The 2851-nt window shown below is 63.7% G+C and carries 2 protein-coding genes and 3 pseudogenes; 4 read left to right on the forward strand and 1 reads right to left on the reverse strand.

Going from position 1 to position 2851, the window contains the following annotated elements:
• Positions 1 to 158: 158 nt before the first annotated feature.
• The 3 genes and pseudogenes from ACZ619_RS45685 (at position 159) to ACZ619_RS45695 (ending at position 2088) form a co-directional block, all read left to right on the forward strand.
• Positions 159 to 878 (forward strand): hypothetical protein, encoded by a 720-nt coding sequence (locus ACZ619_RS45685; protein WP_469611964.1) that lies wholly within the window; start codon positions 159 to 161, stop codon positions 876 to 878.
• A 69-nt stretch (positions 879 to 947) separates the two neighbouring features.
• Positions 948 to 1109, forward strand: a pseudogene (locus tag ACZ619_RS45690) (IS630 family transposase); the annotation flags it as partial.
• A gap of 601 nt (positions 1110 to 1710) precedes the next feature.
• Positions 1711 to 2088, forward strand: a complete 378-nt coding sequence (locus ACZ619_RS45695; protein ID WP_469611966.1) for a nuclear transport factor 2 family protein — start codon at positions 1711 to 1713, stop codon at positions 2086 to 2088.
• Positions 2089 to 2137: 49 nt separating this feature from the next.
• On the opposite strand, the pseudogene ACZ619_RS45700 reads toward ACZ619_RS45695, so the two are convergent.
• Positions 2138 to 2416 (reverse strand): annotated as a pseudogene (locus ACZ619_RS45700) (IS630 family transposase); the annotation flags it as partial.
• Position 2417: 1 nt separating this feature from the next.
• Here ACZ619_RS45700 and ACZ619_RS45705 point away from each other — a divergent pair.
• Positions 2418 to 2759: pseudogene (locus ACZ619_RS45705) on the forward strand (transposase); the annotation flags it as partial.
• Positions 2760 to 2851 lie beyond the last annotated feature (92 nt).

The following is a 2851-nucleotide window of genomic DNA, read 5'->3' on the forward strand; positions in this document are numbered from 1 at the left end:
CGTCAACGTCCTCTGGGCCCTCCTGCGCGACGGACGGACCTACGAACCCGTACCACCCACCGCTCTCGCGGCTTGACAGACAGCATTAGGAATCATTGCCTCGGGACATAGGGCACGGCATGGTGAGAGGGCGGAGTGGCTCGGAGACAGGGGGACGAGTGCAGGAGACTTTGTGGACGCAGCGGCGCATCTCGACGAACGGCAGGACCCAACAGCTTCCCTGGGTACTACTTATTCTCGCGGTCGCTGATCTGGCCTGGGAGGTCGTCAAGGTGAACCTGGGCAAGCAGGACAACTCCGTATGGCCCTGGCGATTTACCGTGCTTGACGTGTCTACTTGCGCGACCATCGTCGCCCTGCTGGTCGGCATAATAGTGACCCGGAAGCAGTTGGCTCAAACGCTACATCCAGTAATCAGCTGGTCGGCACGGCCGGGACAGAGCTGCGAGGTGGCGGACTCCTCGCGCACAGTGTTCGTGATCAACGCAGGCGGTGGACGAGCCGTGGTGCATTCCGTGGCCTACCGTCTTGGAGTCTTCCCTCGGTATGTGGGACAGGCCGAGATCCCGTCCGGTTGGATCTCCTGGCACGCCACGATTGAGGTCCTTGCGACACTTGGCCTGGGTCGGGACCATGATTTTTATCTCGAACACCTTGGTCGCGGGGCGGCCATACCAATGACGAGCGACTCTCGGGAAGGATTGGAAGTTCTTGCATTAGGGCCAAAGGCGGTTGAGTGTTTATCTGTACTCGACATCAGAATTCAGGTCACCGACGTGCTGGGGGACGTGCATGAACGTGATCTGCAGTGCATCCGTCCTCAGGCAATGCAGCCGAGGCCACGGCGAGGGGCCACAGGGCTCAGCGGTTCAACATGACGGGTACGCAACCGATTTCATCATTTGAGCCGTTTTCAACTTTGGTTTGAGCAGATCAGGCGGAGAGCCCCGGTGGAAGGTGTCTGGTCCCTGTTGCCGCGAGGGCCCATGGCCAACACCGCATTCATCGATCCCGACCGCCTCACCCACACGCTCCGCTGAGGTCTTGCCCATATTCAGCACCACCCCGAACTCATCGACGGCTGCCTCGCCGAAGCTGGCCTGACCATCAACCCTCGACCCCGACAAGCGGTTCGAGCGAGCCTTCTGCCTTGCCGTGTTCGCCTCTCTCCCAGCCGGACTCACGCGCCTACTACGACAAGAAATGCCACGAGGGAAAGCCCCACGTCGCGGCTCTCGTCTGTCTCGCCCGCCGTCGCTTCGACGTCCCCTACGCCATGTTTCGGGATGGCACCTTCTACGAACCACCCAAGATCGCTACCGCTGGACGAAAGTCATAGGGGCACTTTAGGCCCCTGTCCGAACACTCGCTCCCAGGTGCCGTCGACGGCCGACATCCGCAGCCGGTTGTAGACGCCCCGCCAGCTGCCGTACTTCTCAGGCAGATGCACCTACTGCGTGCCGGTCTGGAACTTGAAGGCGATCACGTCGATCACCTCCCGGTGATCACGCCACCGAGGCCCCGCCAGGGCGTCCGGTCCAGGAGCAACGGCTCGATCCGCGCCCACTGCGCCTCACTCAGCGCCATACCCGGACGAACGACCAACTGATCCAAACGAAACTGCCTAGTGCTGTGAGCGGGATGGTCCACCGTGTGTCGGAAGGCGGCTCGCGGGACGAGCACACGCGCAACGGCTGGTATTACTGGGGCATGCAGGAAGAGACGGCACGCTCCGCGATCGACACGTTCATCTCCGCGTTCAACGCCTCGGACGACGGCTATGTGACTGCCCTGCTCTCCCAGGCCCTGACCTCAGACGTGGTCTTCTGGGGGCCGTTGGGTCGCAGCGAAGGAATCGCGGCGGTCGAGCGGTTCGTGCTGGACATCCGGCGCCATCCGGCAGGGACCGGCACGATGGTGCGCTGCTCGGCGGTGGACATGCCCGACGAGTGGGCCCGGTACCAGTGGGTCTTCACCACGCCGGACGGCGGTCCCCGCCTGGCGGGAACGGACGTCGTCCATCTGCGGCGGAGCCTCATCGACCAGGTCATCGTCTTTGCGGGGGAGATCGAGCCGTTCGCCTCCTGAGTCGTCCATCTGTCCCTTCCGGCACTCCGGGGCTGCGGTTCGCGGTCGGTCAGGCTGCGGTGTTGAGGGGGCCTCCGCCCCAGCGGATGCCCATCTCGCTGCGGATGCGGGTGCGTTCCTTGCGTTGGGCGGCAAGTACGTCGGGGTGGCGGGCGTTGGCGTTGCGCCAGCGCAGGTAGGCGTGCAGTGCCCGGGTCTGGACGGTGTGGTTGCGGTGGTTGGAGTTGGCGATGGTGAACTGCCGCAGCGGTCCGAAGTGCGCTTCGCTCGGGTTCGCCCAGGAGGCGTAGGCCGGACTGAAGCACAGCTCGACCTTGTTCTTCTTCGCCGTCGTCGGCCTGTACCACCACCCGCCCGAGAAGGCGGTCGTGCTCTGTGTGGACGAGAAGTCCCAGATCCAGGCCCTGGACCGGTCCCAGCCGGTGCTGCCGATGATGCCGGGCATGCCCGAACGCCGCACCCACGACCATCTGAGGCACGGCATCACCAGCCTGTTCGCCGCCTTCAACATCGCCGACGGCACCGTCATATCGGCCTTGCACCGCCGCCACCGGGCGATCGAGTTCAAGAAGTTCCTGACCAGGATCGACAAGGCGGTCCCCGCCGGACTCGACGTGCACGTCGTCTGTGACAACTACGCCATCCACAACACCGCCGAGATCAGGACGTGGTGTCGTTGCTCCCGTAAGAATGACCCCCAGGTGCTCCCGCAGAATTAACCCCCCTTGATGATCTGGAGGGTGCTGAAAGTGGAGGACTGGGC

Source organism: Streptomyces sp. NPDC104367 (assembly GCF_055583825.1).